The organism is Pseudomonas sp. IT-232MI5, from assembly GCF_949767845.1.
GTDB lineage: Bacteria > Pseudomonadota > Gammaproteobacteria > Pseudomonadales > Pseudomonadaceae > Aquipseudomonas.
Genome location: NZ_CATKQE010000045.1, coordinates 1 through 300, shown reverse-complemented (window position 1 = coordinate 300; position 300 = coordinate 1). Strand labels below are relative to the sequence as shown.

The 300-nt window shown below is 60.7% G+C and carries 1 pseudogene; it reads left to right on the top strand.

The window, feature by feature from the left end:
- Window positions 1–300, top strand: a pseudogene (locus ACM6JQ_RS20820) (calcium-binding protein); the annotation flags it as partial.

Sequence of the window (300 nt, the reverse complement as noted above, 5' to 3'; positions counted from 1 at the left end):
CGCCGACAACCTCGACGGTTACAACGGCATCGACATGCTGAGCTACTCGCAGTCGGAACAGGCCGTGAACATCACCATGACCACTGCGCGAGCGGGCACCGGTCTGGGTGGCGACGCCCAGGGCGACACGTTCTCCGATTTTGAAAACATCGTGGGCTCGAACTACAACGACGTGTTCACCGCGTCGCTGGGTACCACGACTTTCTACGGCGGCGCCGGTAACGACGTGTACATCATCAATGGTTCGGCCAGCCAGAACGTGGTGGAAATGGCGGGCGGCGGTGATGATGAAGTGCGCAC